The sequence below is a fragment of the Aquimarina sp. 433 genome (assembly GCF_054054605.1).
Window position 1 is genome coordinate 288391 of sequence record NZ_JBSWZK010000005.1, and the last position, 26605, is coordinate 314995.

At 33.5% G+C, this 26605-nt stretch carries 20 protein-coding genes and 1 pseudogene; 10 read left to right on the forward strand and 11 right to left on the reverse strand.

Going from position 1 to position 26605, the window contains the following annotated elements; all coding sequences use genetic code 11:
• Window positions 1-27: 27 nt before the first annotated feature.
• Window positions 28-2289: a fibronectin type III domain-containing protein gene (locus tag ACWNT5_RS12590; protein WP_456517513.1), complete on the reverse strand. Its 2262-nt coding sequence runs from the start codon at window positions 2287-2289 to the stop codon at window positions 28-30.
• Between the two features lie 164 nt (window positions 2290-2453).
• Between ACWNT5_RS12590 and ACWNT5_RS12595 the strand changes: the two genes are divergently transcribed.
• Entirely contained in the window at window positions 2454-3329 is an 876-nt protein-coding gene (locus ACWNT5_RS12595) for a DoxX-like family protein (RefSeq protein WP_456517514.1), read from the forward strand.
• Between the two features lie 40 nt (window positions 3330-3369).
• Here the strand turns inward: ACWNT5_RS12595 and ACWNT5_RS12600 are convergent, their stop codons facing one another.
• A complete protein-coding gene (locus ACWNT5_RS12600) occupies window positions 3370-6591 on the reverse strand; it encodes a M36 family metallopeptidase (protein WP_456517515.1) in 3222 nt (1073 codons plus the stop codon).
• 478 nt (window positions 6592-7069) lie between these two features.
• Between ACWNT5_RS12600 and ACWNT5_RS12605 the strand changes: the two genes are divergently transcribed.
• The 6 genes from ACWNT5_RS12605 (at window position 7070) to ACWNT5_RS12630 (ending at window position 11078) form a co-directional block, all read left to right on the forward strand.
• Window positions 7070-7552, forward strand: a complete 483-nt coding sequence (locus tag ACWNT5_RS12605; protein WP_299607765.1) for a YdeI/OmpD-associated family protein — start codon at window positions 7070-7072, stop codon at window positions 7550-7552.
• A 124-nt stretch (window positions 7553-7676) separates the two neighbouring features.
• On the forward strand, window positions 7677-8195 hold the full coding sequence (locus ACWNT5_RS12610) for a hypothetical protein (protein WP_456517516.1): 519 nt from the start codon (window positions 7677-7679) through the stop codon (window positions 8193-8195).
• A gap of 11 nt (window positions 8196-8206) precedes the next feature.
• Window positions 8207-8950, forward strand: a complete 744-nt coding sequence (locus tag ACWNT5_RS12615; RefSeq protein WP_456517517.1) for an LVIVD repeat-containing protein — start codon at window positions 8207-8209, stop codon at window positions 8948-8950.
• 86 nt (window positions 8951-9036) lie between these two features.
• Window positions 9037-9639, forward strand: a complete 603-nt coding sequence (locus tag ACWNT5_RS12620) for a superoxide dismutase family protein (protein WP_456517518.1) — start codon at window positions 9037-9039, stop codon at window positions 9637-9639.
• Between the two features lie 105 nt (window positions 9640-9744).
• Entirely contained in the window at window positions 9745-10275 is a 531-nt protein-coding gene (locus ACWNT5_RS12625) for an RNA polymerase sigma factor (protein WP_456517519.1), read from the forward strand.
• Window positions 10276-10277: 2 nt separating this feature from the next.
• Window positions 10278-11078 carry an anti-sigma factor gene (locus ACWNT5_RS12630; protein ID WP_456517520.1) on the forward strand — a complete coding sequence of 267 codons (801 nt, stop codon included), beginning with the start codon at window positions 10278-10280 and terminating at the stop codon, window positions 11076-11078.
• Between the two features lie 14 nt (window positions 11079-11092).
• On the opposite strand, the gene ACWNT5_RS12635 is transcribed toward ACWNT5_RS12630, so the two are convergent.
• The 4 genes and pseudogenes from ACWNT5_RS12635 to ACWNT5_RS12650 all read right to left on the reverse strand — a co-directional run bounded on the left by ACWNT5_RS12635 (window position 11093) and on the right by ACWNT5_RS12650 (window position 17439).
• The gene (locus ACWNT5_RS12635; RefSeq protein ID WP_456517521.1) at window positions 11093-12064 is read right to left on the reverse strand and encodes a hypothetical protein; all 972 of its coding nucleotides are present in this window, start codon (window positions 12062-12064) and stop codon (window positions 11093-11095) included.
• 360 nt (window positions 12065-12424) lie between these two features.
• Window positions 12425-14656: a TonB-dependent receptor plug domain-containing protein gene (locus ACWNT5_RS12640; protein ID WP_456517522.1), complete on the reverse strand. Its 2232-nt coding sequence runs from the start codon at window positions 14654-14656 to the stop codon at window positions 12425-12427.
• A gap of 27 nt (window positions 14657-14683) precedes the next feature.
• Window positions 14684-15976, reverse strand: a complete 1293-nt coding sequence (locus ACWNT5_RS12645) for a tetratricopeptide repeat protein (RefSeq protein ID WP_456517523.1) — start codon at window positions 15974-15976, stop codon at window positions 14684-14686.
• A 152-nt stretch (window positions 15977-16128) separates the two neighbouring features.
• Window positions 16129-17439: pseudogene (locus ACWNT5_RS12650) on the reverse strand (DUF4331 family protein).
• Between the two features lie 175 nt (window positions 17440-17614).
• Here ACWNT5_RS12650 and ACWNT5_RS12655 point away from each other — a divergent pair.
• Window positions 17615-18796 (forward strand): LETM1-related biofilm-associated protein, encoded by a 1182-nt coding sequence (locus ACWNT5_RS12655; protein WP_299607790.1) that lies wholly within the window; start codon window positions 17615-17617, stop codon window positions 18794-18796.
• A 32-nt stretch (window positions 18797-18828) separates the two neighbouring features.
• Here the strand turns inward: ACWNT5_RS12655 and ACWNT5_RS12660 are convergent, their stop codons facing one another.
• Both ACWNT5_RS12660 and ACWNT5_RS12665 read right to left on the reverse strand, forming a co-directional pair.
• The gene (locus ACWNT5_RS12660) at window positions 18829-19452 is read right to left on the reverse strand and encodes a hypothetical protein (RefSeq protein ID WP_299607793.1); all 624 of its coding nucleotides are present in this window, start codon (window positions 19450-19452) and stop codon (window positions 18829-18831) included.
• A 2-nt stretch (window positions 19453-19454) separates the two neighbouring features.
• On the reverse strand, window positions 19455-19949 hold the full coding sequence (locus ACWNT5_RS12665) for an RNA polymerase sigma factor (RefSeq protein WP_219008303.1): 495 nt from the start codon (window positions 19947-19949) through the stop codon (window positions 19455-19457).
• Between the two features lie 207 nt (window positions 19950-20156).
• On the opposite strand from ACWNT5_RS12665, the gene ACWNT5_RS12670 reads away from it, so the two are divergent.
• The gene (locus ACWNT5_RS12670) at window positions 20157-21455 is read left to right on the forward strand and encodes an NAD(P)/FAD-dependent oxidoreductase (RefSeq protein ID WP_456517524.1); all 1299 of its coding nucleotides are present in this window, start codon (window positions 20157-20159) and stop codon (window positions 21453-21455) included.
• On the opposite strand, the gene ACWNT5_RS12675 is transcribed toward ACWNT5_RS12670, so the two are convergent.
• From ACWNT5_RS12675 to ACWNT5_RS12685, 3 genes are all read right to left on the reverse strand, one after another.
• The gene (locus ACWNT5_RS12675) at window positions 21456-22337 is read right to left on the reverse strand and encodes a GLPGLI family protein (protein ID WP_456517525.1); all 882 of its coding nucleotides are present in this window, start codon (window positions 22335-22337) and stop codon (window positions 21456-21458) included.
• Window positions 22338-22353: 16 nt separating this feature from the next.
• On the reverse strand, window positions 22354-23223 hold the full coding sequence (locus ACWNT5_RS12680; RefSeq protein WP_299607802.1) for a GLPGLI family protein: 870 nt from the start codon (window positions 23221-23223) through the stop codon (window positions 22354-22356).
• A gap of 124 nt (window positions 23224-23347) precedes the next feature.
• Window positions 23348-24151 carry a GLPGLI family protein gene (locus ACWNT5_RS12685; RefSeq protein WP_456517526.1) on the reverse strand — a complete coding sequence of 268 codons (804 nt, stop codon included), beginning with the start codon at window positions 24149-24151 and terminating at the stop codon, window positions 23348-23350.
• Between the two features lie 199 nt (window positions 24152-24350).
• On the opposite strand from ACWNT5_RS12685, the gene ACWNT5_RS12690 reads away from it, so the two are divergent.
• Complete coding sequence (locus ACWNT5_RS12690; RefSeq protein ID WP_456517527.1) at window positions 24351-26504, forward strand: TonB-dependent receptor; 2154 nt, start codon at window positions 24351-24353, stop codon at window positions 26502-26504.
• The last annotated feature ends 101 nt before the right edge of the window (window positions 26505-26605 follow it).

Below are 26605 nucleotides of genomic sequence, written 5' to 3' on the forward strand. Positions count from 1 at the left end.
TAAACATCTTCGATGTATTGATAAACACTACTTTTTTACCAATCGTTGTGTTCTTATGATTTTTCCATGATCATCACTTATGGATAGTATATAGATTCCAGATTGCTGTATGTTATTAATAATCATCGTATCTCCAGAATTACTATTTAATTCTTTATGATACATGACTTTCCCTCCCAAATCAAATACCTTAACTTGATATTTATGATCTATTTTTTTAGACGTCGTAATATAAATCTCATCCTGGAAAGGATTAGGATGTATATTAAAAGTCATATCATCTTCTAGCGGAGGAAATATAAGTTTAGAAGTCTCAGTAGCACTTCTTGTCGTACCACAGGCACCAAGGTTTGTCCAACCCGATGCAGTCCTTTCATACAAATATCCTAGATAAGTCACTTTATCACCAACAGAATAGCTAATTCCACTTTGCCAAGGAGCAATTCCTAAACAAATATCTACTGGATCTGTTCCTCCATCCGTACTATATTCTACAACTAATCTTGCGGCTTTGCTGGCTCCTCCTTCGTAAGAATCCGCAACTCTTTTTGCAGAAGTGTTGGTTAAACTAACTCCTATTCCTCTGATAATAAAAGTAGCATTGTTCCCAGAAGACCAGTTGTTTTTATTAACCAATTGCTGCACCATATTTTTCAAGTTCGGAGTTCGCTGTCCAGAACCACTCTGGTTGCTAGACCAAGAACTTGGATTCCAAACTACTTTACTTGAAAATAAAGCTCTATTCGAAACATTATAATCACTTGTACTAAATGCTGAAGAATTACTGCTATCATGTAAAGCAATTTCTAATTCTGCATTAGCACTATTACTCTCATCTGCTGTAAATTGCAAATAGGCGTTTGTGATGGTTACATCTTTTGGTAATGCCAAAGATCTAAATCTAAGACCAATCACCTGATTACCAGCATTACTATGACTATCGTATACCAGTTCTAAATCACTACTGTTGGTATACATATCTCCATTTTGTCGTTCTTCTACATCGTCACTTCCGCTACTTATCGCTACTTCTATACGACCTGTATCAGGATCTGTAGTAGTTCCCTTATTGATCGTAACTACACTACCATTAGAAGGATTCCAGATATCTAAGTTAGAAGGTATTTGAAAAACATTACTGTTAGATACAGAACCAACCTGCGAAGCATTATCAACTCTTATCGTTCTGGTTTCGATTTTATTTTCATCAACAAAAATCCATTTAAATTGATTAAATCTAGCAGAATTCCTAGTCCAATTTTTATTGTCATTATTAGATCGTAATGGAGCTCCCCAACATCCTTCTCCGGCATACACTGTTCCATTTTGGTTATCTCTTATAAAACCTTCATCACTACCTGATCCTGTAGATGGTCTTACTGGCCAAGTGGTTTTTACGGTATGTGCATCACATTCTACCACCAACCTTACTCCTTTATCATAAAATAATTGCGCCCAGTTATTATATTGGCTGTATCCTTCCGATTTATAAGAAACATGAGGTCGCATAGGTTTGTGATATTGTGCGATTTTCCAAATAACGTTCGTACTTGCATTCAAATCATTTCGTAACCAAGTAGTCTGATTACCAGAAATAGAAATCTCCGTATTCAATGTATATGTTCTTACGAGATTATCCCCAAAAGTTAGTGCATAATACACACTTGATGATGGAGTATCGAATAAATTATAAACACTATTATTGCTATCTTCATGATTTCCTCTGGTCGCTACAATAGGAAACATTCTGCCGTCAGAAGCAATTGTTAACTGCCAATCATTAAACCAATCTCTCCATTGACTATTCGTATCATCATCAGTCATATCTCCTCCAAATAATACTGCATGAGGTTTTAGTTTAGCCACCAATCTATTGGCATTTTGTCTTGGTGTTCTATTGTTTCTAGAATCACCTCCCGCAATAAATGACAATCTACTTTTATCAGCAGGTGCTGTTTTAAACCAGAAACGCTCACTCGTTCCCTGACTATCTCTTATCACAAAATAATATGCAGTATCAGGCTGTAAACCAGTCAGTCTGGCAAATGTATTATTCATTCCTTTGTAAGATACTGTTCTATCTGGTGTTTTAGTAAATGGATAACTATTATAATTAGTTCCGTAATCTGTAGTTCCGTAGTATACTCTTACATTATTGCCAGAATATTGATTCCATCCTATCACAATTGAGGTCGATGGATTTCCTCTTAGGGTTAAGCGATATTTATCATTTGAAGCATGGAGTTGCAGCCCACAAACCACTAAAAGTAGTGTAATAAGTTGTTTCATTTTGGTAATATGATTAAGTTAGTTACTCAAATTTAGTGTATCGATTTGTAAATAATTAATAATTCCTGATATTTAATTCATACTTAAATTTCACACCTTTAACCTAGAAAAAAAATAACCATCATTTCACAGTCTATTAACATACTGCTATGTTACTTTGCAAAATGAAAAGTAATCAAACTCAACTACTCCTTAAGACCTGCGTATTTCTCATTTTTATAGGTAGAGCCTATCAACATTTATTTTGGGATGCACCTTATCGCACTTTTTTTTGGGATGAATCCACCTTAAAACCAATCATCGAAGGGTTATTTAAAACTCCTTGGCAAGAATATGTAACAAGTGCTAAAACCGATAGTGTAATACAGACTATTATAAAACTCAACGGAGTACTGTATCTGATAGCTGCTATTTCCGTTATTCTGATAAAAAACATCAATAGAAAATGGTTTCGAATTCCGATATTGATTGGAGGATTTAGTTTAATATTACTTATAGTATTAATGACTAAGGAAAAATTTTATCATGCTGCACAGTTTTTTGAGCATAGTATTCAATTCGGATTACCTTTTGTTCTACTGTATAGTTTCTCAGAAAAATTTAATTTAGAAAAGTTCATCTTTATACTTAAACTTCTTATCGCTTTTACTTTCTTCTGTCATGGATTATATGCTTTTGGTTTTTATCCAGTCCCAGGAAAATTTGTAGATATGGTTATTCAAATTCTTGGGTTTTCTGAAGAAAATGCGATTACATTTTTATACATAGCAGGTATTATCGATTTTATTCTTGCTATTCTTATTTTTATTCCGAAGCTTCAGTTATACGCTTTATGGTATGCCGTTATTTGGGGATTACTAACTGCAATTGCCAGAATTGCGGCAAATTTCTATTTGGATTTCCCATTACAATCCATTCATCAAAATATACACGAAGTGGTATTCAGAATTCCTCATGGGTTAACGCCTTTATTAGTTATTCTATATGGTAAAACAATCTCTTACAGTACCTTGTTTAAAACGAAGAAAGCCGTTTTATAAGTAAAACGGCTTTCTAACTAACTTAAGATATTAATCTAATCTACTTGATTACGAATCTCTTTGTTTCTCCCTGCACTTTTAATAAATACATACCAGCATCAAGGTTTCCTACATTGATAGTTTGACTACCACTTACGTTTCCTTGTCCAACTACCTGACCAATCATATTCATGATAGAGTAAGTAGTATTTGTGCTCTTAGCATTATTCATAGAAAGTTGTAATACTCCACCTCTTTTTAATGGGTTCGGAGCAATAGTGAATATAGATACACTTTCTTCATCCTCATCTCCTAAAATTGGAGTTGTTGGTCCGAAGTCCGCTACTACCGCTGAACTACCACAAGATCCTTCATATATTTTCACATTCGAGAAAATTGAGTTATTACCTGATCCTGCATCATTATCATTAATGAATACTAATCGATCCATACTTCCTGTGTAGAAATTACCTACTGGAATGGTGTAAGTAGTTGTTCCACCAGAGTAATTATCAAAGTTCGTTACTCCATAGTTCTGTGTACCATGTACTTTGAAATATCTAGTAGAAGTTAAAGAGTTATCATTTTCAAAACCAACTGCATGAATTTCTCCTTGCGAAGTACTGCTAAAGTCAAACTCTATTACTGTATTAGCAGTAACAGTATAGTTTAATGCGATAAACTTCCAAGTGTTATTGCTTAATGATAAACCAGCTCCTCCACTTACTATAGAGAAATCTCCAGCTGCATCCTGATTAGAGAATGAAGTAATTGTGAAAGCGTTAAAGTCGATTGAATCACAAGTTGGATCTGGAGGAGTAGTTCCATCCGTAATGCTTAAATCATCAATCGTAACGTCACCTTGCCAGCTTGATCCGGTTACCGTATTTAAACGAAGTTGTACACTTGCTTCACCTGCATAAGCAGATAAATCTACATTTGCAGTATTCCAGTCAGTTCCCTGAGCTCCTGTTCTGCTGAATACGCTAGTCCACTCTCCTGTATTGTCCGTTCTAGCTTCAACAGCAAAAGTTCCGATTGCACTACCAACCATGTGGTACTGGAAGCTTAATGTTGGTGAAGTTAATCCACTGAAATTCAAACAAGGTGAATTTAGAATAGCTCTCTTATTAGGATATCCTGTTCCGTTACCTGAAGCTTCCACGTAGATATAAGAATTTCCATCTGCAGCGCTACTAGGTCCAGTTCCATTAGAAGGAGTTCCATTAGAATCTACAGTCCAGTCTAAGTCATCTGTTGTTACTTGTGACCAATCTCCAATTGATCCTTCGAAACTTTCGCTATATGGGAACGAAGCAATATCTCCAGAACACTCGTCTCCACCAGGTCCAGGTCCACCACCATCACAAGGATTGTCAAAAGAAACTGTCTGATCCGTTTGACCATTAGTTCCTCCATTATTATTTTCATTAGCTCCTTGACCAACACCACGCTCTGCGAATGCCTTCCAAATTAAACACTCATACTGACCTCCATACAAATCTTGATCAGCCTGAAGAATTCCATCTCTACCAGAAACGAAACCAGGGTTATTAGCCGTATTTTTTAATCCTTCTGTTACTAAAGCTAATGCTATATTATTTCCTCCAGTTCCATTATAGAAATCTGGATCAAATCCTTCAGCATCTATTAGTAACCATGTCATATCCCATAAAATCGTAGCAAATGCATATCCTACTCCATGAGGTCTTGCTAAACCACCTATATCAGCATAATCTGTGTTATTTATCGATCTATCAATAGAATATCTTGTTGGTCGAATTCCAGCTCCATCTGGTGCCTGACCTAATACATAAGAACCTACACCTCTTCCATCGGTACCAACATCTCCAGCTTTCATGGTAAGCATTAATCCAAAGTAATCGGACCATCCTTCTCCCATTTGCTCAGAACCACCAAGTACATTAGAACTTGGTCCTCCTACTAATCTTATAGAAATTCCATGTCCATATTCGTGTACGATAATTACATTATCAAAATCTCCATCTCTTCCTGGATTCGTTTGATTCCATAAGAACATTTGCATACGTGGATTTCCTCCATCTCCAGGAGTAGAGAAATTCGCGTTGTTTGTTCCACTACCATCTTGAGCATCTGCATTTACAGAATCTCCTCCTGCTCCACCACGTCCATAGTTATTCTCTTGGAAATTACCACTAGCTTCATCAAAACCATACTGATAGAAGATATCGTGGATAACATTGTTCCAATAGAATAAATTAGTGATTGCAGCACTTCTATAAGAACTAGGTTGCTGTGTTAAATCTACTGGATAGTCAAAATCTAAACTAGCTCCTGCATCTGGAGAGAAACCAGTCCCGTTATTACCATTACTATCATCTTGAGCCCATACATTATTACCACGTGTAATCGTAAACTCCGCTCCCGCACTACCGTTTGTATCATGCCATCCGAAAGGAGAAGCCGTTGCATCCGCCGGATCAGTTATAATAGAACGACCTCCATGAATTGGAGATTCTACAGGAAGTGGATAAACATTATAGGAATCTGGTGCAAACGAAGCCATAGCCTTTGCTTCGGCTTCTGTAGGTGCAGTTGGAATATCAGCTCCAAAAAGTACAGATTTTCCATGATTATGACCGTCATGATCATGAGCCGCGTGATCTGAATCACCGAAATTACATTTGATTACCCAATCTTCGGTATGTAAAATCCTTCCCGTAGTAGCATCTACGTTAGCATTCCACCAATGCTGACCATCTTTTTGATACAAACTAACTTTCCAGGTAAGTATCAATTGATCATCTTGTTTAATGTAAACTTGTTTAGCTTTAATAGGTTCTAATGAAATTCCAGAATTTTCATATACCCAATCACCCTTAACTTTACTATTAGATTTGGTTAATCTAGGCGTACTTAGATTATGAGCTTTGGCCACATTCATAATTGCTGTCTCAGGAGATAAAGACGCTTTTGCAGAATTTACTTTGGACTTAACATCCTTTACAAATTGATCAATTTCCCAAGTTACCTCCTGCCCATTCTTTACAGTAAGTTTATACGTAGCATATTGAATAGGAATATCCAAATGATACTGCTGAACATAAACATGCTGAATCGCTGGGTTTAGTGAAGGAACAACATCCGTTACTTTCCACTCAGAAACATCGTCCATTGTGAGTGCCGACTTTGCGGTCGTTCCGTTTAGATGGTTTTTAACAATACCATCCATAATGCTTTGTGCAAACATTGCCTGCCCTACTAGTAATGTCAGTAAGACAAACGAGTACATTTTTCTCATATGTATAAATTTGAATTTGTGTTAAATAAAGTTAACAAAAACCCAAATGTTTCCTGCACATATATCAAAACTCTGAAAGAAGTTTAACAATTTTACATTTTCATTGATTTTTCTTCATTAAAAAAAAGAGGGCTTTTTATCAAACTATCATTTGTTAGTTAACCTATATAAACACTAGAGTTTAGAAAATATTAACATTAGGTTAAATTAAAATTCCTAAGAATCAGAATAATAACTATCCCGTTCTCTAATTACGGTATACCTGTAGATTTTTTTTTCTCTTTTTGGGCAAAAAATCGTTTTTACTGATCAATTTTTATCAATTTGACTAACAAAGTCAAAAAAACATTAAACAACTTATTCTGATACTAAATCTTTACACTCAAATATTTATATATTTTTGAATACTTTAACCATGGTTTTACCACCTTAAAAAGTAAAAAGACATCATAACTTATTAAACATCTAAATAGCATCAATGAAAAGTACCATTTTCGAAACTACCCTACTATCTACGCATACTGTATTGATCCCAAAAGATATTGTGACACCTTTCATTCTTCAAAATCATAAAAGAGTTATTGTAAAAATAAGTTTTGGGGAATTTTCCATTAAATTTCATGCAGCATTATTAAAACGAAAGGATCAGTATTATTTCATGTTTAGTAAAAAAAATCAAAAAGTAGTAAACGTCTTTCCAAATGATTATTTTGAAGTACAATTATTAGAAGACACTTCTAAATATGGTGTAGAAATGCCCGAAGAATTAGAAGCTGTATTGCAAAGTGACCCTGAAGCTTCTGAAGTTTTTGAATCTTTTACTGATGGAATGAAAAGAAGTCTTATTTACTATGTATTGCAATACAAAAACTCCCAAACCAGAATAGATAAATCACTTATTATCACTGAAAACATAAAACTCGGAATCCGAGATAAAAAACAAATAATCAAGAAATTATAATCTTATAAAAACACCTCAAAAAAGTAGAGATTCCAAAGGAATACCATTTGAAAATTCACCAAACTAGAAAACCTATACGCAACCTTTTTTAAATCATTTCATCTTTTAAGCAAACAATCAAAAGATGAAAAAAACGAAATTACTTCTATTAGGGACCTTCCTTATTTTACTGCAAAGCTGCTGTCCTTTTTTTGCGGACTGCGAAGACAATGATGATGATTTTATCATAATGGGATCACAATATGAACCAATTTTAATAAATCGAAATGATTTTGAAAATTCGGTTTCATTAAAAGACCCAATCTCTATTACTACTTCTGGAAAAATCTATATAAAAGATGATCTACTTTTTATCAATGAAGTACATAAAGGTTTTCATGTGTATGATAATAGTGATCCATCTTCTCCAACTCCCATCAAATTTTTAGAAGCTCCAGGATCTACGGATTTGGCGATTAGGGATAACATGATTTATATCAATCAAGCTACTGACCTCATCGCAGTAGAATATGATACTGCAAATGGAATTACGCTCACAAAACGAGTAGTCAATGTATTTCCAGAATTACGCTCACCAGATGGATTTTTACCATTTGATATTCCCACGGATAACGTCGTTGTAGGTTGGACTCTAATCAATTAAAAGAAAACATTATGAAAAAATATATCTATATGATTCTCACTTCCTTTATAATATTTAGTTGCGATTCTGATTCTTCTGATACTTCAGCTCCTATTTCTTCCGACGGTCAGGGAGGATCATTAGCGACTTTTACGCTAGTAGGAGATTATCTATATACCGTGGATAACACCGACCTCACTGTTTTTAATATTACCGATATAAAAGATCCTGTCCAGGTAAATACTATTCCTATTGGTTTTGATATCGAAACTCTTTTTAGTTACAAGAATTACTTGTACATAGGTTCTAGAAACGGAATGTTTATCTATGGATTGACTAATCCAGAATTTCCTCAAAAATTATCTGAAGTAGCACATTTTACAGCCTGTGATCCTGTTATTGCAAATGATACGCATGCCTACGTTACCTTACACTCAGACACCTTTTGTGGTAACAATATAAACCTTTTAGAAATATATGATATTACAACGGTAACAGAACCTATATTGGTAAGTTCCAGAAATTTGACTTTCCCAAGAGGGTTAGGATTATATCAGGATTTCTTAATAGTTTGTGATGACGAAATCAAAGTGTTCGACATCTCGAATCCTGCAGAATCTAATTTGGTTACTTCTGTAAATAAACAAGCTTTTGACGTGATTATTTCTGAAGATCTTTTAATTGCTATCGGAGAGACAGGTTTGTATCAATATAGACTAGCTGCTGACAATAATACAGGAATTAGCATCACACAATTAAGTACAATTTCTATATAACAAAACGTAAAAACCTCTTAAATCCTTTGCTATAAGCGAAAACAACCCTATCTTAGGTAGCACTTAACGAAAGAACCCCATGAAATATGAAAACGCTCAGTTTTGCGATAATTGCCTTTTTATCCATCATTCTTGTTAGTTGCAATGGTGAAAAGAAAGAAGGAAAAGCATATGACAAACAGGTAAATGAAGAAATTTCGAAGGAAACTAACGAGGAAAAAGAAGAAATTCAAAATGTAAAAACATTAGCGATTTCCTTATCTCCGAAGAGTGGCAGTAAAGTATCCGGAAATATAACTTTTACCGAAGATGGTGGTGTAGTTACCATGGTAGCCTATTTAAATGGACTAGCAGAAGGAGAGCATGCTATCCATATCCATGAAAAAGCAGATTGTTCATCAGATGACGGAAAGTCTACTGGAGGGCACTGGAATCCTACTATGGAACCTCATGGAAAATGGGGAGCAATCGAAGGATATCATAAAGGAGATATTGGTAATTTCAATGCTACTGCGGATGGAAAAGGTGCCATTACATTTGCTACTAACGAATGGTGTATCGGTTGTGGAGATGATAAAAAAGATATTGTCGGAAAAGCAATTATTGTACATCAGGGTATTGATGATTTTAAATCGCAACCTTCTGGCGCTGCTGGAAGCAGAGTGAGTTGTGGAGGAATTATCAAATAAACTAACTACAAAATAATATATCAAAAGGGTCTAATAGTCTTCTCTACTAGACTCTTTTGTTTTTTATAGAAAAACAGTACATTCGTACTACACGATTTCATCTTTATGCAGCCTAACGAATTAATTTTGCAATTACAACAAAAGAACGAAAAGGCTTTTGAACGTATTTACGAAATGTATTCTGAAAATGTTTTGGGAATTATATATACCATTCTAAAAGATGAAACCCTTGCAGAAGAAGTATTACAGGATGTATTCATAAAAATATGGAATAATTCAAGTTCCTATTCAGAGAAGAAAGGTCGATTTTTTACTTGGATACTAAACATTGCAAGAAATGCTGCCATTGATAAAACAAGATCTACTGCTTTTAAAAACGCTAAGCAAAACCAAACCGCTGATAATTTCGTAGATATATTAGAACAAAAAAGTAATTTTTCTAATAAAATGGATGCTATTGGTATTACAAAGTATATTGATATACTTGAACCAATTTGTAGAAAAGTCATTGACTTACTATTTTTTAAGGGATATACACAAAAGGAGGCTTCAGAGGAATTAGACATCCCAATAGGAACTATTAAAACTCGGAACAGAATTTGTATTAATAAATTAAGAGAAGTCTTAGCAGAATAAAAATGGATATCGAAAAATACATATCGTCTGGAATTTTAGAGCTTTACGTATATGGAGCACTTTCTGAAAAAGAAAATGCTGAAGTATATAAGGCTCTAAAGGAATATCCTGAAATCGAAGAAGAAGTAAGAGCAATTGAAAAATCGCTACTACAACTTTCTGCAACCACTGCGCCTTATAATCCGGAAACGGTTTTTAATTCGATTAAAAGCAAACTAAGTTCTAGAGACACTGATGTAAAGACTATTCCTATACATGCTAAAAGAACCAAATGGACAGCATACCTAGGATGGGCAGCCTCTATTGCACTATTAGTTGGATTGTTTATTCAATTTGCGAAGAATAAAGAATTACGACAGCAAGTTGTACAATCCCAGATAGAACAAAACGTATTAGAAGGAAAACTGAATGTTATAGAAAGTGATTTATCCAATACAAAATCATTATTAAGTGTCCTTAGAAATAAAGATATATTACAGATTCCTTTAGAAGCTCAAAAAGTGGATCCTAATGCCTATGCTACAGTTTATTGGGACAAAGACAAACAAACTGCATATATCGATGTAGCTGGATTGCCTACACCTCCTCCAGGAAAGGTTTACCAAGTATGGTCTTTACAACTTAATCCTCTTACTCCAACAAGTTTAGGAATTTTAGATACGTTTACGGAAGATGAAAACAAAATATTCTCTCTAAAAAACGCCAATGAATCTGAAGCTTTTGGTATTACTTTAGAACCTGAAGGTGGAAGTGAATCTCCTACGCTAGAGCAATTATACACCTTGGGAACGGTAGCTTCTTAAATAAAAAAATCTACTTAATCATCGAAATCTCCTCCACCACCAGTTGGGAGATCTTCTAAAAAATCATCAAATTCTAAAACACTTGTAAAATCTCCTGAGGGCAAAGATATATCGATATCTAAAAGTTCTCTAGCAGAAAATTCAGAAACCTCTGTAGTTACGTGAATATTAAGATCTACTCCCTTTTTTAATATTTTAAGACCAAGATTCAACCATTTATTGCTAGCTAGTTTTTCTAAATCACTTTCTTTGTTAATAGTTGAGTCTTTTTTACGTAGTAATTTCCTGGCAAATTGATCTAAAGCCTTGGTTTGTTTTCCTTTGATAATGGAATCGTTACTGATCTCAGAAAATGTAAGCTTTGATTCTGACGCTAGTGGAAAATTAATTTCTTTAGGAAGATTTATAAAAATCAGCTCTAAAAAATCTCTTTTCACTTTTATTTCTTTGGAATCAAAAATATCCTGTTTTAAAAAATCAGAATTATCATGATATCTGGAAAAATCTGAAGTAAAGCCATGGATTACCGTAGAATCTTTAACATGATGTATTAGTTTATACTCTGGTAGAAGCTCGAATGTATGGTCTACTGGAGATGGAATACCGTTAGGAATTGTTTTGGTTTCTAAATACGTTTTATACTTTTTAATACTAAGTGTATGCTTATTTTTCACCTTACTAAACTTATCCGCATAATACATCGTTACGCTATCCTTTTCCATATCGATAATAATACCCGCATAATTATCTAGAACACTATAGACTCCTCCCCATCTTTGTTCTCTCTTTATTCGATTTTCTGAAATATAGTAGGTGGTATTTACCTTGGTTAAAGCACCATACAATCCTCTGGCTTCGGATAATTTAATTTCCCCTTCAAAATATGGCCTTGTATCTTCTACTTTGGATGTTTTTGAAGAATTACAAGAAAAAGAAATGACACAAAAAAAGATAAAACCGAATAAAAAGCACTTTGAATTAATCATTGATTAGCGTATTACATATGGTAACCAAAGATATACAACAGAAATTATTTTAGAATACCCGTTTTCGGTGAAATATTATTTCTGTATATATTGAAGTGGTTTAAACTTTTTCAATTTGCTAAAAAAATGCTTTTTTGCACCCATATTCCGCAATTTTTGACTTCCGTAGCGCTGCTATGCAACTAAAAAATTACTTCATCTGATCACAAAACTGCTATTTTTCACTTAAATCAAAAAAGTTTAAAACACTTCATTAATAAAAAGCCTGTTTGTACCTCAACAAACAAGCTTCTTCTAACAACATCAAAAAACAAAACCAATTAACTTACTTATTCCTGTTTTTCTAATTACTATTAATTTCTAAAATCTGTAGGTTATACCTGCTTTTGCAAAAAAAGGAGTTCCTGGTGTGAAATGAATTTCTTCTACGGCTTCACTTTCGTTTGCAAGTCTAGATTCGGTAGCAAATTGCGTTTCATTCCACTCTGTATCCAATAAGTTTTCGAGACTAACGGAGAAGTCAAACTGTTTCCATCGATAATTTAAAGACATATCGATAACTGTATATCCCTCTGCAACAATACTATTCGTTTCGGTGGCAGGACGATCTCCTAAATAACGGTATCGTAGACTTCCGGAGAAATTATTAAAATTTTCTATACTAATTCCTCCTGCCGCTGTAACCTTTGGTGCTAACGGAATATAATCCTCTCCATCGGACGCATCTACACTTCTGGCATGAGTATAAGTAAGATCTGTATCTAAAAACAACCAATCATTAACCTGATATCGTCCACTGAAATCTATCCCAAACCTTCTCGTTTCCCCACTTGGTTCTACAATACCTTCATCACCTACATAGACAAACTCTTGTTCTAAACCTAAATACCAAAATGTCGTATTTAAAAATACTTTTGAAAACGGTTTCCAATTAATCCCTGCATCGATTCCATAAGATTTTGGTAAAATATCTTCTCCCTTTTGGGTGACTACTACTCTGGTATCATTACTATGAAATCCAATTCCAGACTTAGCAAACAGTTGTAAGTTATCAATTGGATCATATTCAATCCGTAATTTGGGAGCAATAATAGCTTTGGATTCTGATTGTATTCGAAAAGGAGTTAATAAAGCATCTTCGTACGTATATTTAAAATAGTCCAGACGAACTGCTGGCGTTATTTTTAATTTCCCAAAGTTTATGGTTGCATCCGCAAAGACATAGGCATTGGTTTCATTTACTGTTCCTAAACTTACGTTTTCTAAAGTTTCATTTCTATTTACAGTTCTGGATAATTCGTTCCCTTTAACAGCGTCATTTCTAAGTCCTATTCCAGTATTAAAAACTGCTTCTACTTGATCCCAATATTTTTTAGTGTTAAAAACACTATTAAAACCGAATAAATTTCTCTGCTCCTTTTGTCTAATCTGATCTCCGTTTATAGGATCATTTAAAAAGAATGTAAAATTAGAATATAGTTCAAAATCATAAAGTGAATAAAACACATTCGTTCTAAAAGAACTATAGTCTCCTAAATACTTGTTATAGGTAAAATTGAAATTAGTTCTGGATGTATTACCACCTTCGGTATCATCTATAGCACCAAATCGTGAAATTAATCCCTGAACTATAGCTCTATTCGGTATTTGACCAGAAGCATCCCATCTACAGGTAAAATGTGAGGCAGAAAAAGTTATCTTTTGCGTATCCTGTAATTGGGTTGTATACTTTCCCACAAAATTAATTCTATTAAAGTTTTGAGGAGAATCAAATGGACCATCACTTTCTAAATATTCTAGTGCTACCGTTCCTCTTCCTTGATTAGAAGCTCCTAAAAAATTGAATAAACCTACGGTTCTTAATGTATTAAATTGACCTGCTTCTACTTTAATTTGATTATTCTCAAAACTGTCTTTAGTGTTAAAAGCCACATATCCTGCAGTATTAAAGTTTCCTTGATCAGCTGTATATGAACCCTTTCCAAAACGTATGCTTTCTATCGTTTCTGGAATGATAAAATGCAAATCTGCGTACCCTTGTCCATGTGCATGAGATACCATATTCACAGGTATTCCATCTACCGAAATTGAAACATCAGTTCCATGATCTACATCAAAACCTCTTAGAAAAATCTGCTCTGCTTTTCCTCCTCCAGCATGCTGACCGATAAACAAACCTGGTACCTTTTGCAATAGTTCCTGTGACGAGTTTACAGGATTAACTTTCATATCTAACTTATTAATCAACTGTAAAGGATTAATTTCTTGTTTTAGAATCAACTCATCTAACTGGAAGATTTTATTTTCTAATACTAGTGTAATTCCGTTTTCAATGTCCATTTTTTTCAGAACGATGTTTTTCGTTTCAAAACCTAGCAATCGCGCGGTTAATGTATCTCCTACCTTAATATCTCCTAGGATAAAAGTTCCGTTTTCTAATGTATGTGTATGGTTTTTAGTTTCATTACTGTAGATATATACTTCACCAAGTGGAACATCAAACGTATCAACAACTTTTCCTTTTACGGTTTGGTTTTGGGTGTAGCCGTACACACCGAATATCAGTGAAAGTATTACTAGAATATTTTGCATGGTATTTTATTTAGACCTTTTAAATAATTATAGGTTAGTTATTACACTGGACATGACCGGACCTAATTCATAAGAGCTTTCCCTTAAATCCTCAAAAATTGGATCTGCTTTTCCTAATAGATTATTTGCCTTATAGATTTGGGCAATATGAAGATTAGCGACAGGTTCAAAAGTTTTATTGACAACAAATTCTTCAGCTATTTTTAGTGCTTTTTTATGCTCTCCTTTTAGAAGTAATATATATGCTTTTAGATCATATGATTGTGGAGTTGGCCGATTCTCTATTTCCACATCAGCTATTTCCAGTGCTTTATCAAATATTTCATACTCCTCGGCTAATAGTAATGCTGTATGTACATTATACATACCACCGTATGATTTATCTTTTATAGCGTTGCTGTACTTGATTAAGTTTATCTTTTTTGCTATTTCATTAGTAAGGTATTCTTCTATTTCTGCTTTTAATAGAAAATAATCTGGACTTTGATGAGTATCTGTTATTGCGTCTAATATTTTCAAAGCTTCTTCTGGTCTATCTTCATAAGAATATGTGATCCAAGCGATTCCTTTTTTTGCATAAGCATTTGCAGGATCTATTTCTAAGGCTTTTATATAGTGTGCGTATGATTCCTTTATTCGTCCGGCATGACCATAATAATCAGCTAAATTAGTGTATGACCAAAGTAATAAGTTATCATTTTTACTACTTAGTGCTATTTTCAAAGCTTTCTCCATATTTCGTATAGTAGCATCTAGATTTCCTTTATAATCATTCCATTTTGCCAAGCGAATTAAAAAGTTATAATCATTTTGATTTGCAAATTTTTCTAAATATTTGTGCGCATTATCATACTCCCCTAATTCCATAGACACATCAAAAAGTACCATTTCAGTAGCATTCGTATTGGTTCCTAATACATATGCTCCCATAGCTGCGTCCTTAGCTTCAATAAAGCGATGCTGAGAGATATAGTTATGAGCAAGTGCTAAAAGATGATCTGATTTTCCAATCGTAGCTATTGCTGAAGATTTGGTTAATGCTTTTTCCGCTAATTTTAGGTATTTAATCTCTCCAGTAGATTCAAAAAGTTGAGTATAGGCAGAAGCCACTGGCCCCAGTGCTGTAAGTTGTAAACTATCTTTTTTTATTCTTTTATTCCAAAACTCTAGTTGTAATTTTGCCTCTTTAGATGCTTGGTTTTCTGTTACGCCAAGATATTGAGCGTACTCCTCTGAATTAGTAATTAGTTGTTCTTTATTCCCACAGGATAGTACTAATACACTAATAAGAAAGACCATTATATTTATTAGAATTCTCATAAGTATTGTTTTTTGATTTTGTTAATTAAAGATTACTGCCCATACTGAGTCTACTTTCCCTTTCATTATAGGGTATACAAAGTCATTTGAGGGCTGACTTTTTATGCTAAAAGGCAGACTCAGTTTGACAGTAAATTATGTTGTTTATAATATTAAGAACCGTGTGGTGCTTCTAAATACGGAAAAGTATTAGAGGGAGTTTCTCCGGCATTACTAACACCATCTGTTACCAAGATTGGCAAGTCTGGAGTTCCATCTCCGTCAATATCTTGTCCATTAAAGCGATCTCCATTTTGACCTCCGAAAAGTAATATTAAAGAAACGTCAATCACATCATCCGTTAAAGTTCTACCAGTTAACACATTAGTTCCATCAAAATATGTTGTCGGTGCATCTGGAGCAACTTGTAATACATCAGAAGCAAGAACTGTTGTTAAGGTTGTAATGTCTAATCCTAAAATATTGTTTTCGTAAGTAACACCAAATGCTCCATGAAGATTGGCCAATTGCGTTTCGAATAAGGATTGAAAAGCTGCTCCCTGTTGAGAAGGAATAGTAACATTAAAATCGTTTTCGATATCTGGTGTTGCGCTAAAAACTGTATTGATTCCTGGTCTTCCCATCTGATCTTCCTGAGAAAATGTTCCAGAAAAATCTACCGCTACTGGTGGATCAATTACTATAACGTCATCATCGCTGCTGCAACTAACAAATCCTAGAGTTAATATGAATATTGCTGATATATTTTTAAAATTATTAAGTTTCATAATTATGTATTATTAAATTTTTGATTATTGTTTTCTTTTAGCTTCTGCCCAAGTATTAAATACTTCAACACCTGTTCCTGCCGGATGGCTGAAGGTTCCACCTAATAGTGAATTAGGAACTTCTACTACGATAGATAATACATTGGTACCATCAAAATCATCATTCCCTGGATTATTAAATCCTCCAGGTGCCATTCCACCAATAATTGCATTAAATTGATTGGAGTCAAAAAAGAAAGGGTCTTCTCTTAAACCAGCGAAATAGGATATACCATTTGCTTCAGAAGTTGTAGCATTGGCACCTGTACTAATGGCTACTTGTCCTAAATACTGAGTATCTTCATTGATTGTGCTATTCAGGCCTGTTTGAGTAGGCTGATAAGGTCCAAAAAAGTACATTATACCATCTCTTGGTATTGCTTGTATGACCAAATCCTCTACAAGATCCCCATCATTATCGATATTGATCTCTACTAAGACATTTTCGTCAAAACTTGCCAAGCTTCCAGGAGCTAGTAATCCTTGAACATTTGCTACGAATACCGTATTATCTGGGTTACCCCCTTCAAATGCATAAAGATCCGTAATGTCTGCTGTGCTGCCTACTACATCCGGTGCATCAATGTGGTCTGCCGCCATTAAAACAATCCCTAAACTTAAAAGCCCGCCAAGGATGTATAAATTTGTTTTTCTAATCTTGTTCATTTTTATTTAATTTTAAATGTTTACGCTTTTACTTACGAGCTTATGAAGAAGACGGTTTTCCTAAAAGTGTTAAAAAATAGTTAAGTATTAAATTTGCATATACTAATCCTTTGAGTTTGTCTTTAGAAGAAAAATAAATTTAACTTTGCCATAAACCAATAGACTCATGAACCCATCAACTTCTGGTTGGATAGATAAGTTTTTAAGAGAATTTGACTTAGACGCTCTCCCAGTATCATCTCTAGATGAATTGTATCCAAAACTGAGAGAAGCTGGTTTTATTTATGGCACTTCCATTTCATTAGCGATATCGTTAGACTCCGAAATAACCTACTCGGAAGAAGAGAAAACAAAAATTAATCTTTTCTCTGCATTGGTAGTGACCTATTATGAAACTATCGACAATGGAAGTTCTAAAGATTGTATCAATGCATTAGTTGAGTTTTATGAATATTTAGATACGAAAAAGTCTTTCTTTTCTTTTATCAATTCATTGACTTCTAACAAGAGTGAAAAACTTGAAAAGATTATAAACACTCGTATCCAAACGAATGAATCTATTTTTAAAAAGAACTTTAGTCATTTGCTTACAAATGCATTACTCTTTATTGATGTACTTGCTTTTGAACATTTTCTAATTCATGATATCAACCCAATAGAATATGCAGCGTCGCTGGAAGAAACCTTAACAAATATTGTATTTCTGGCATTAAATTCTAAAATAGAGAAAGATGATTATTATGAATTGTTAGTAAAACTTTTCGCTTCTTCGGTACGATATACCACGATTAGTACGGAGGAGGATGCAAGTTTTGACCAAGTCGATCTAGATACTTATACCGATGACTTAGAGAAACGTTATATTCTTGATCTTACAAGTTTAGCCGTTTGGAATGATAAAGAAATTGATCTTGGAGAACAGGATTTTATGCGTGCTTTGGGAGCAGAGTTAGCATTATCAAACAGATGGGTTCAGGAATCATTGGATTCTGTTCTTAGGTTTGTAAATGATCATAAAGATGAGATTTCTTTTTTCAATTATTCGAATCCAGCGCTTCATTTTTACAAACAGACTTCAAGAACTGTAAGTATTCTTATCCTAAGAAATAAGAAACGACTTATAAAAGAAATCTCTGAGAGTAAGGATTTAATGATATTATTAGGACAATCTGCAGTAAGAGACCTTTCTAAGGAAGAAAAACAACAAATGAAACAGCAGCTATTAGACGTTTGTAAAACCATTCCGTCATTAGCTATTTTTATATTGCCTGGAGGAAGTCTCCTTTTACCGTTATTGGTAAAATTTATACCTCAGCTTTTACCTTCGGCATTTAATGAAAATAAATAAAAAAATCCCTGAATTGAACAGGGATTTTTTGTTTATACTTCAAGTTTCTGAAGTTCTTGATAATTCTTTTTAAGCCTTCTGGTTAGTATTCCATATACCACTCGATACAGCAATGCTAATAATCCAATGAAAACTGCTAACACCAATACCGAGGTAATGATTACTACATATAATGGAATGTTCTGATCAGCGGATTGAGCTTCATACGTATCTGTATAAAAAGTCATGTACATAATAACGACCAACGTTGTTAAAGACAAAAAGCTAATATTCACCCAAACATACTGTTTTACAGTTTTCCTTGTATTCAGGATATTTTTCATCAACACCGATGCCGAATCTGTAGTCTTTATATTTTTGTAATTGATATAAAAACGGACAATAAAGTAGATTAATATTCCATACGATAAAATCGTAGATATCACTGAAAAATTTTCTAATCCTAAAATCTCAAGATCATCATACTCACCAGATAGCCTCACCATAATGTCTATCGAAGACCATAAAACAAACTCTATGACACTTATCAAAAAGATCCACTTAACTATAGATGATGATTTCTTTAAAATCATCTTATAGATCTCATTATATGATAGTTTTGGAAGTTCCGAATCTCGGCTTTTCCAGTCTTTTTTTAATAATTCTAATTCATCCATCTTTATGGGTTTAATATTTTTTTCAACTTCGTCTTCACTCGATTCATTTTTACTCTTGCATTTACTTCAGAGATTCCCATAGTCTCTGCAATTTCTTTATATGATTTGTCTTCCAGATACAAGAAAACTAACGCCTTCTCGATATCATTTAATTGTTTTACTGCCGCGTACATAAGTTTTAATTGCTGCTCTACTCCATCGTCATACTCTTCTGCGGTGATTTTAAAATCCATCGCATCAAAATCAGAAGTTTTAATACTTCGTTTTGACTTTCTATAAAGTGTAATAGCAGTATTCAATGAAACTCTATACATCCAGGTACTAAATTTAGATTCACCTCTAAATTTTGGATACGCTTTCCATAACTGGATAGTAATTTCCTGAAACAAATCATTATGCGATTCTGGGTCATTGGTATATATCCTACAGACCTTGTGCACTATATTTTGATTTTGCTCAAGATTGGTTACAAAACTATGTTCTAATTCTTTCTTCACTTTAGTTAGTTACATCTTATAAGTAGATAATAAAACAAATACGTTACACATTCTGAACTAAAATTTATTTTTAATGATACTATTTTTAGAACAAAAATATTTTAGCAACTGATTTTCAATCAGTTTTACCGAAGCAATCAACAAAAATAAATATTCTGTAGTCTATATGACATTATCAGTTTATCTTTGTAGAACAACACTTTATTTATGAACATTCCTTATACTAATTTACCAAGATTAGTGATTATCGGAGGTGGTTTTGCAGGAGTAGCTTTAGCCAGAAAAATGGTGAAAGAAAATGTACAACTCGTGCTATTAGACAGACACAATTATCACACATTTCAGCCTTTATTATATCAAGTTTCAACCTCATCATTAGAACCAGATTCTATTGCCTATCCATTACGAAAAATCGTAAAAAGAGGTAAGAACACCTATTTTAGAATGACAGAGGTTACCTCTATAGATCCAGGAAATAAAGAAGTTCATACATCTATTGGCAGCATTACATACGACTATCTGGTTATCGCCACTGGAGCACGTACCAATTTTTTTGGAAATCAGACAATCGAAAAAAACTCCATGCGAATGAAAAACCTTCCGCAAGCCTTGAACTTACGAAGTTTGATGTTAGAGAACCTGGAACAAGCGGTAATTACTACTGATCCAGAAAAACGAAGGGAACTGCTTCGCTTTGTGCTAGCTGGAGCTGGACCTACAGGTGTTGAGTTAGCTGGTGGAATTGCAGAGTTACAATTAAACGTACTCCCCAGAGATTATCCTGATATGGATTTTAGCGAAATGGAGATCCATCTTATTGAAGGAGCAGATAGAGTGTTACCACCTATGAGTCAGAATGCCTCCGAAAAAGCTTCTAAGTTTTTACAGAAAATGGGAGTGCATATTCATACTAATACTCAAGTAACCAATTACGAGAACAACGTAGTTTCTACCAATACGGAGTTATCATTACAAAGTGCTACCTTCATTTGGTCTGCAGGTGTTACTGGTGCTCCTGTAGAAGGGTTAAAAGCGGATGCTCTTATTCCTAGAGCAAATCGTTATAAGGTCAACGAATTTAATCAAATTGAAGGGTATGAGGATGTTTTTGCTATTGGTGATATTGCATTGATGCAAACAGAAGCGTATCCTAAAGGACATCCTATGGTTGCACAACCAGCGATACAACAAGGAAGTCATTTAGTAAAAAACATAAAGCGTAAATTACAAGGAAAACCTATGATTCCTTTCTCTTATTTTGACAAAGGATCTATGGCAACAATCGGAAGAAATAAAGCCGTTGTTGATATAGGTAAATTTCGTTTTGGAGGGTTCTTTGCCTGGTTTATATGGATGTTTATACACCTTTGGTTTTTAGTAGGTTTTAGAAATCGTTTTGTAACCTTTTTTAATTGGACCTACAATTATATCAACTACGACAAAGCCGCTAGATTAATTGTAAGACCATTTAAGAACAAAGAAGAAAATGCAATTGAAAGGGTTTAATTAATACTGATCAAATAGTTTCTGAGCCAAACCTTCTAACTCTTCTCTGGTAATTTTTTCACCTTCTGTTGGTGGATTTATAATGATTGGTTCAGAAGGAAATAAGGAAACCTTATCAAAGCTTACTTTCTTTTCACCTTCTTTTAGTTCCAATATTAGACCAGGAAGCCCGTAATACCCTTTTGGCCCATAAGAAGCTTTAATTTTATTAGTATACCAAGCTTCTACTTTTTTATCCGAGTTTTTCAGTATTGCTTTATAACAGCGATATTGATCGATTTTCTTGGTTTCTTCGGTTAACTCCCATTCCTGTGGCTCTAATGTTTCATCGATCAAAAACTTTCTCCCTCTAAAATCAAATTTATGTACTTTTAAAGCGCTTATCTTTTTCTTTTGAGAAATGTCTAGATAAATAATTTCTGAATCGTTGTAATTAATCTGTTCATCAACCAATTCTTTACCTTTTTTATTGAAACTAGTTCTCGAGACTGTATCATTACTTACGTTGTCTTGCGGGTAATATAACGATTCCTTCTTGTTAACCTTCAAAATAGTGATATAATCATAAGATGGAATTGCCAATGGCGCTTTATTCCTTTCTTTCTTTTTCAATTTTTCTTTTACTATAGCGTATAGACTATCTGACACTGCTCTAAATTTTTGATTATAGAGTTGGATAGAGTCCTTACCAACACCAGGTTTATGTGTTGCCCTAAATTTTTTCATTCCTTCTATTAGAAATGAATCAATCTCAGTGTAATCAAAAGATTCTTTCTTTTTGACTTGAGCCGGTTTACGCTTTTCTTTATAATAGACTGTTAACTCTTGAGATTTTGCCATAAATGAAGTCAATACTATAATACTTATTAAGATTTTTTTCATATCACTTCTGAGTACATTAATATTCATTAAATATCTTAGTAGATAAGTTTTCTAACTCTTCTCTAGTAATTTTTTCACCTTCATTAGGTGGGTTTATGATGATCGGTTCCGAAGGAAATAAGGAAACCTTATCAAAGCTTACTATCTTTTCCCCTTCTTTTAGCTCTAATATAAGACCAGGAAGTCCGTAATACCCTTTTGGTCCATAAGAAGCTTTGATTTTATTGGTATACCAAGCTTCTACTTTTTTATCCGTATTTTTAAGTATGGCTTTATAACAAATATATTGATCGATTTTTTTAACCTTATTCGTTAGTTCCCATTCCTGTGGCTCTAATGTTTCCTCTATAAGAAATTTTCTTCCTTTATAATCAAACTTATGCACTTTTAGAGAACTTATCTTTTTCTTTTTAGAGGTATCCAAATAGATAATTTCCGAATCATTATAGTTTATTCTCTCATCTACTAATTCACGTCCTTTTTTATTGGTACGACTATGAGAAACGGTATCATTACTCACTTCATTCTGTGGGTAGTACAATGATTTTTCTTTATTAATCCTTAATACAGTAATATAGTCATAGTACGGTATAGTTAGTGGTTTTTTATTCTTCTCTCTTTCACTAATCCTTGCGGAAATACGTTCTCCTTCTTTCTCAAGTTCCTCTCTAATCAACATAATAGAATCTTTACTGACTCCTGACTTTATAGCTTCCTTAATTTTAGCAAACTGTTCTCTGTAATAATCAGAAATTTCATCAGTGTCAAAAGATTCTTTTGTTGATACTTGAGCTGGCTTACGCTTTTCTTTATAAAACACAGTAATTTCCTGACATTTCCCTAAAAAGGAAATAAAGAAAAGTATGATCAATAATTTAATTTTCATGTAAAGATTTTGGTTAATGATGATTCGTCTAAGGAATTGGATCCTTTGATAATAAATTTAGACTATATAAGTATGTGTCATTTCGTCTAAAAATGTTACCTCAAATCATAAGTTTATTAAAAAATTAATGTTCATGAAAAAGTAACGCTGGTATTTCTTCTAATCCCTCTCTAGTAATTTTTTCTCCCTGAGTTGGTGGTTTTACTTCAAAATCATCCAGCGTATAAAGAATTTTATCTAAAAAGATAGTTGCATCCTCTTCAATCACTTTTATTATCAGACCAGGTAACCCCCAATATCCTAAAGGTCCAAATGACGATTTGATTTCTTCCGTATACCAAACCTCAACAGGTTTACGCCCTTTTACTCGATAATTTCCATAGCTATAACTTGTATACTCTTGCTTTTCTCTTTTAAAAACCAATGCTTTCTTACACAAATATCCAGAAATAATTTTTGTCTGATTGGTAAACTTCCATTCTAGATCAACCAGCTCTTCATCGATCAGATATTCTTTACCATAAGCATATTCTACACTTGATTTTTGTTTTGTATCTTGATTTATATAAACAATTTTGTACTCTTTTTCCGAGGTCTCTCTACTAATAAAAGTTTGTTTCCCGTCCTTTCCATAAGAAACAGTACTATTAATTGTATCATTAAACTGCCGCTCTAATGGATAATAAATTGATTTCTCATGATCAATTCTAAGTACACTTGCATAACCATAATTAGCAAGTTCATCGCTATGATCCTTCGCTTTATCATTAATCAATTGTAAATCTTGCTTACTCATTCTTTTTTCAAAAACATATGTTCTTAATTGATAATAATCAGATTTACGTTCTTCTTTATAAAAAACCGTCATCTCCTGAGAATTCCCTCCTATTGCGATAAGAAAAATTGATAAAAAGAGTATTTTTTTCATAGTTCATTGATTAAGAAATGTAAAACTAAAAAATTAGTTAAAAGATTCAACTAATTTTTTAGTTTATTTTTTCAAAATATACTATTTCCCTTTCCTAACAATCCATCCTACATTTTCTACAATTCAGTAAGAATCAATTTTTAGAATCTTCGTTTTAATACACTTTTGAACTGTCAATCAAAAAACAACAGTACATCAAATGAGATATTTATTATTTACCATTTCACTACTTGCCTCTCTTTTTTTAACCGCTCAAACCACTATTTCAGGAACTGTAACGGACCCTTCTGGCATACCAATTCCTGGTGCAAACATCTATCTAGAAGGAACTTATGATGGTGCATCTTCCACGGATACAGGAAGCTTTTCTTTTACGACTGCAGAAACAGGAGATCAAATCTTAGTAGTATCATTTCTTTCTTTTGAAACATTTATTTTAAACGCAATAGTAAACGAAATGAAAAACCTAAAAATCACTTTGAAAGAAGATGTTAACTCTCTCGGAAGTGTAATCCTGAATGCTGGTACATTTTCTGCTGGAGACAATAGCAAAGCATCTGTGCTAACACCTTTAGATATTGTTACTACCGCTGGTGCTGCTGGAGACTATATTGGTGCTTTCCAAACACTACCAGGAACTTCTACAGTTGCCGAAGATGGTAGACTTTTTGTTCGTGGTGGAGATGCCAATGAAGCTAATGTATATATTGATGGACTTCGTGTTTTCCAACCGTTTTCTGCAACTGCAAACAATATTCCTACACGTGGTCGTTTCTCCCCTTTCTTATTCAAAGGAACTAATTTCTCAACTGGAGGATATTCAGCAGAATATGGAGACGCACTATCAAGTGTACTTCTTCTCAACACCATTGATCAACCCGACCAGGAAAAGACAGACCTCTCCTTTATTTCAGTAGGTCTTGGTGTAGGTAATACTCAAAAATGGGAGAAAAATTCATTAAGTATCAATGCTTTTTACTTGAATCTAAAACCTTATCAAGAAGTTATTTCTCAACGAGTAGATTGGATAAAACCTTTTGAATCACTGTCTGGAGAAGCTGTATATAGACATCAATTTAACAATGGTTTGTTTAAACTATATGGAGGATTGAATTATGCCGATTTCGAATTAATTCAAGAAGACATCAATATTCCTGAAGGTATTAACTTTGGTTTAACCAATAGAAATTTATATCTCAATGCTTCCTATAAAGGTGAATTAGGGAATGATTGGACTCTTGCAACAGGTGTGAGCTTTGCTAATGATCATAATGACATTAAAATTGAAGATACAAATGTTGATTCAGATGACAACAGTGCTCATTTAAAAGTAAAACTTAGAAAAAGATTTAATAATCGATTTAAACTAAATTTTGGTATAGAGCAATTTCTGGGAGATTTTAAAGAAGATGTTAGTGCTACTACCTTCGGAAATTTTCAAAGTAGTTTCAATAACAATAGTACAGCAGCTTTTGGGGAAGCAAACATCTTTTTTAACAAAAAGCTAGCGATGCAAGTTGGAATAAGAGGTACACATAATTCCTTATTAGATATTACCAGAATATCGCCAAGAGCATCACTAGCATATAAAATTGCAGAGAAATCACAAGTCTCTTTAGCGTATGGAGATTTTTATCAAGCACCTCAACAAGACGTTTTAAAATACAACAGTTCTTTAGATCCAGAAAAATCATCACATTATATCCTTAACTATTTGTATCAGAACAATGGGAGAACTTTAAGAGCTGAAGCATATTATAAAGGCTATGATCGTTTAGTTAAATTCGATACAGAACTTCCTGAGTTCGGAAGTACTTTTACTAATAATGGCGATGGATATGCAGCTGGATTAGATTTATATTGGAGAGATAATAAATCTTTTAAAAACTTTGAGTATTGGGCTAGCTATTCTTATCTGGATACAAAAAGAAATTATAGGAATTATCCAGAACGCGCCACTCCAAATTTTGCTGCCAAGCATAATTTATCATTAGTAGGTAAATATTGGGTCCAAGATTGGAAATCATTAATTAGTACCACCTATAATTTTGCTTCGGGACGGCCGTATACAGACCCAAACACTCCTGATTTTCTAGGCTCAAAAACCAGAACATTTAATTCTTTGAATATGAGTTGGGCTTATTTAATAAGTCAACAGAAGATCTTGTTCGTTTCTGTATCCAATGTATTAGGTTTTGACAATGTATTTAATTATCAATATGCCAATACTCCTGATGTAAATGGAAATTTTGCCAGACGCGCTATCAGACCAACTGCTGATCGTTTTTTTATCATTGGTTTCTTCTGGACCATTAGCGATGATAAAACCGATAATCAACTCGATAATCTATAAAATAAATGTCATCAAACTAATAAATCCACTTAGTACTACATCTCCAGACATTTTCTGTATCAAGAGAAAACTCAAAAACGACAATGTAAACTTTTGTTTAC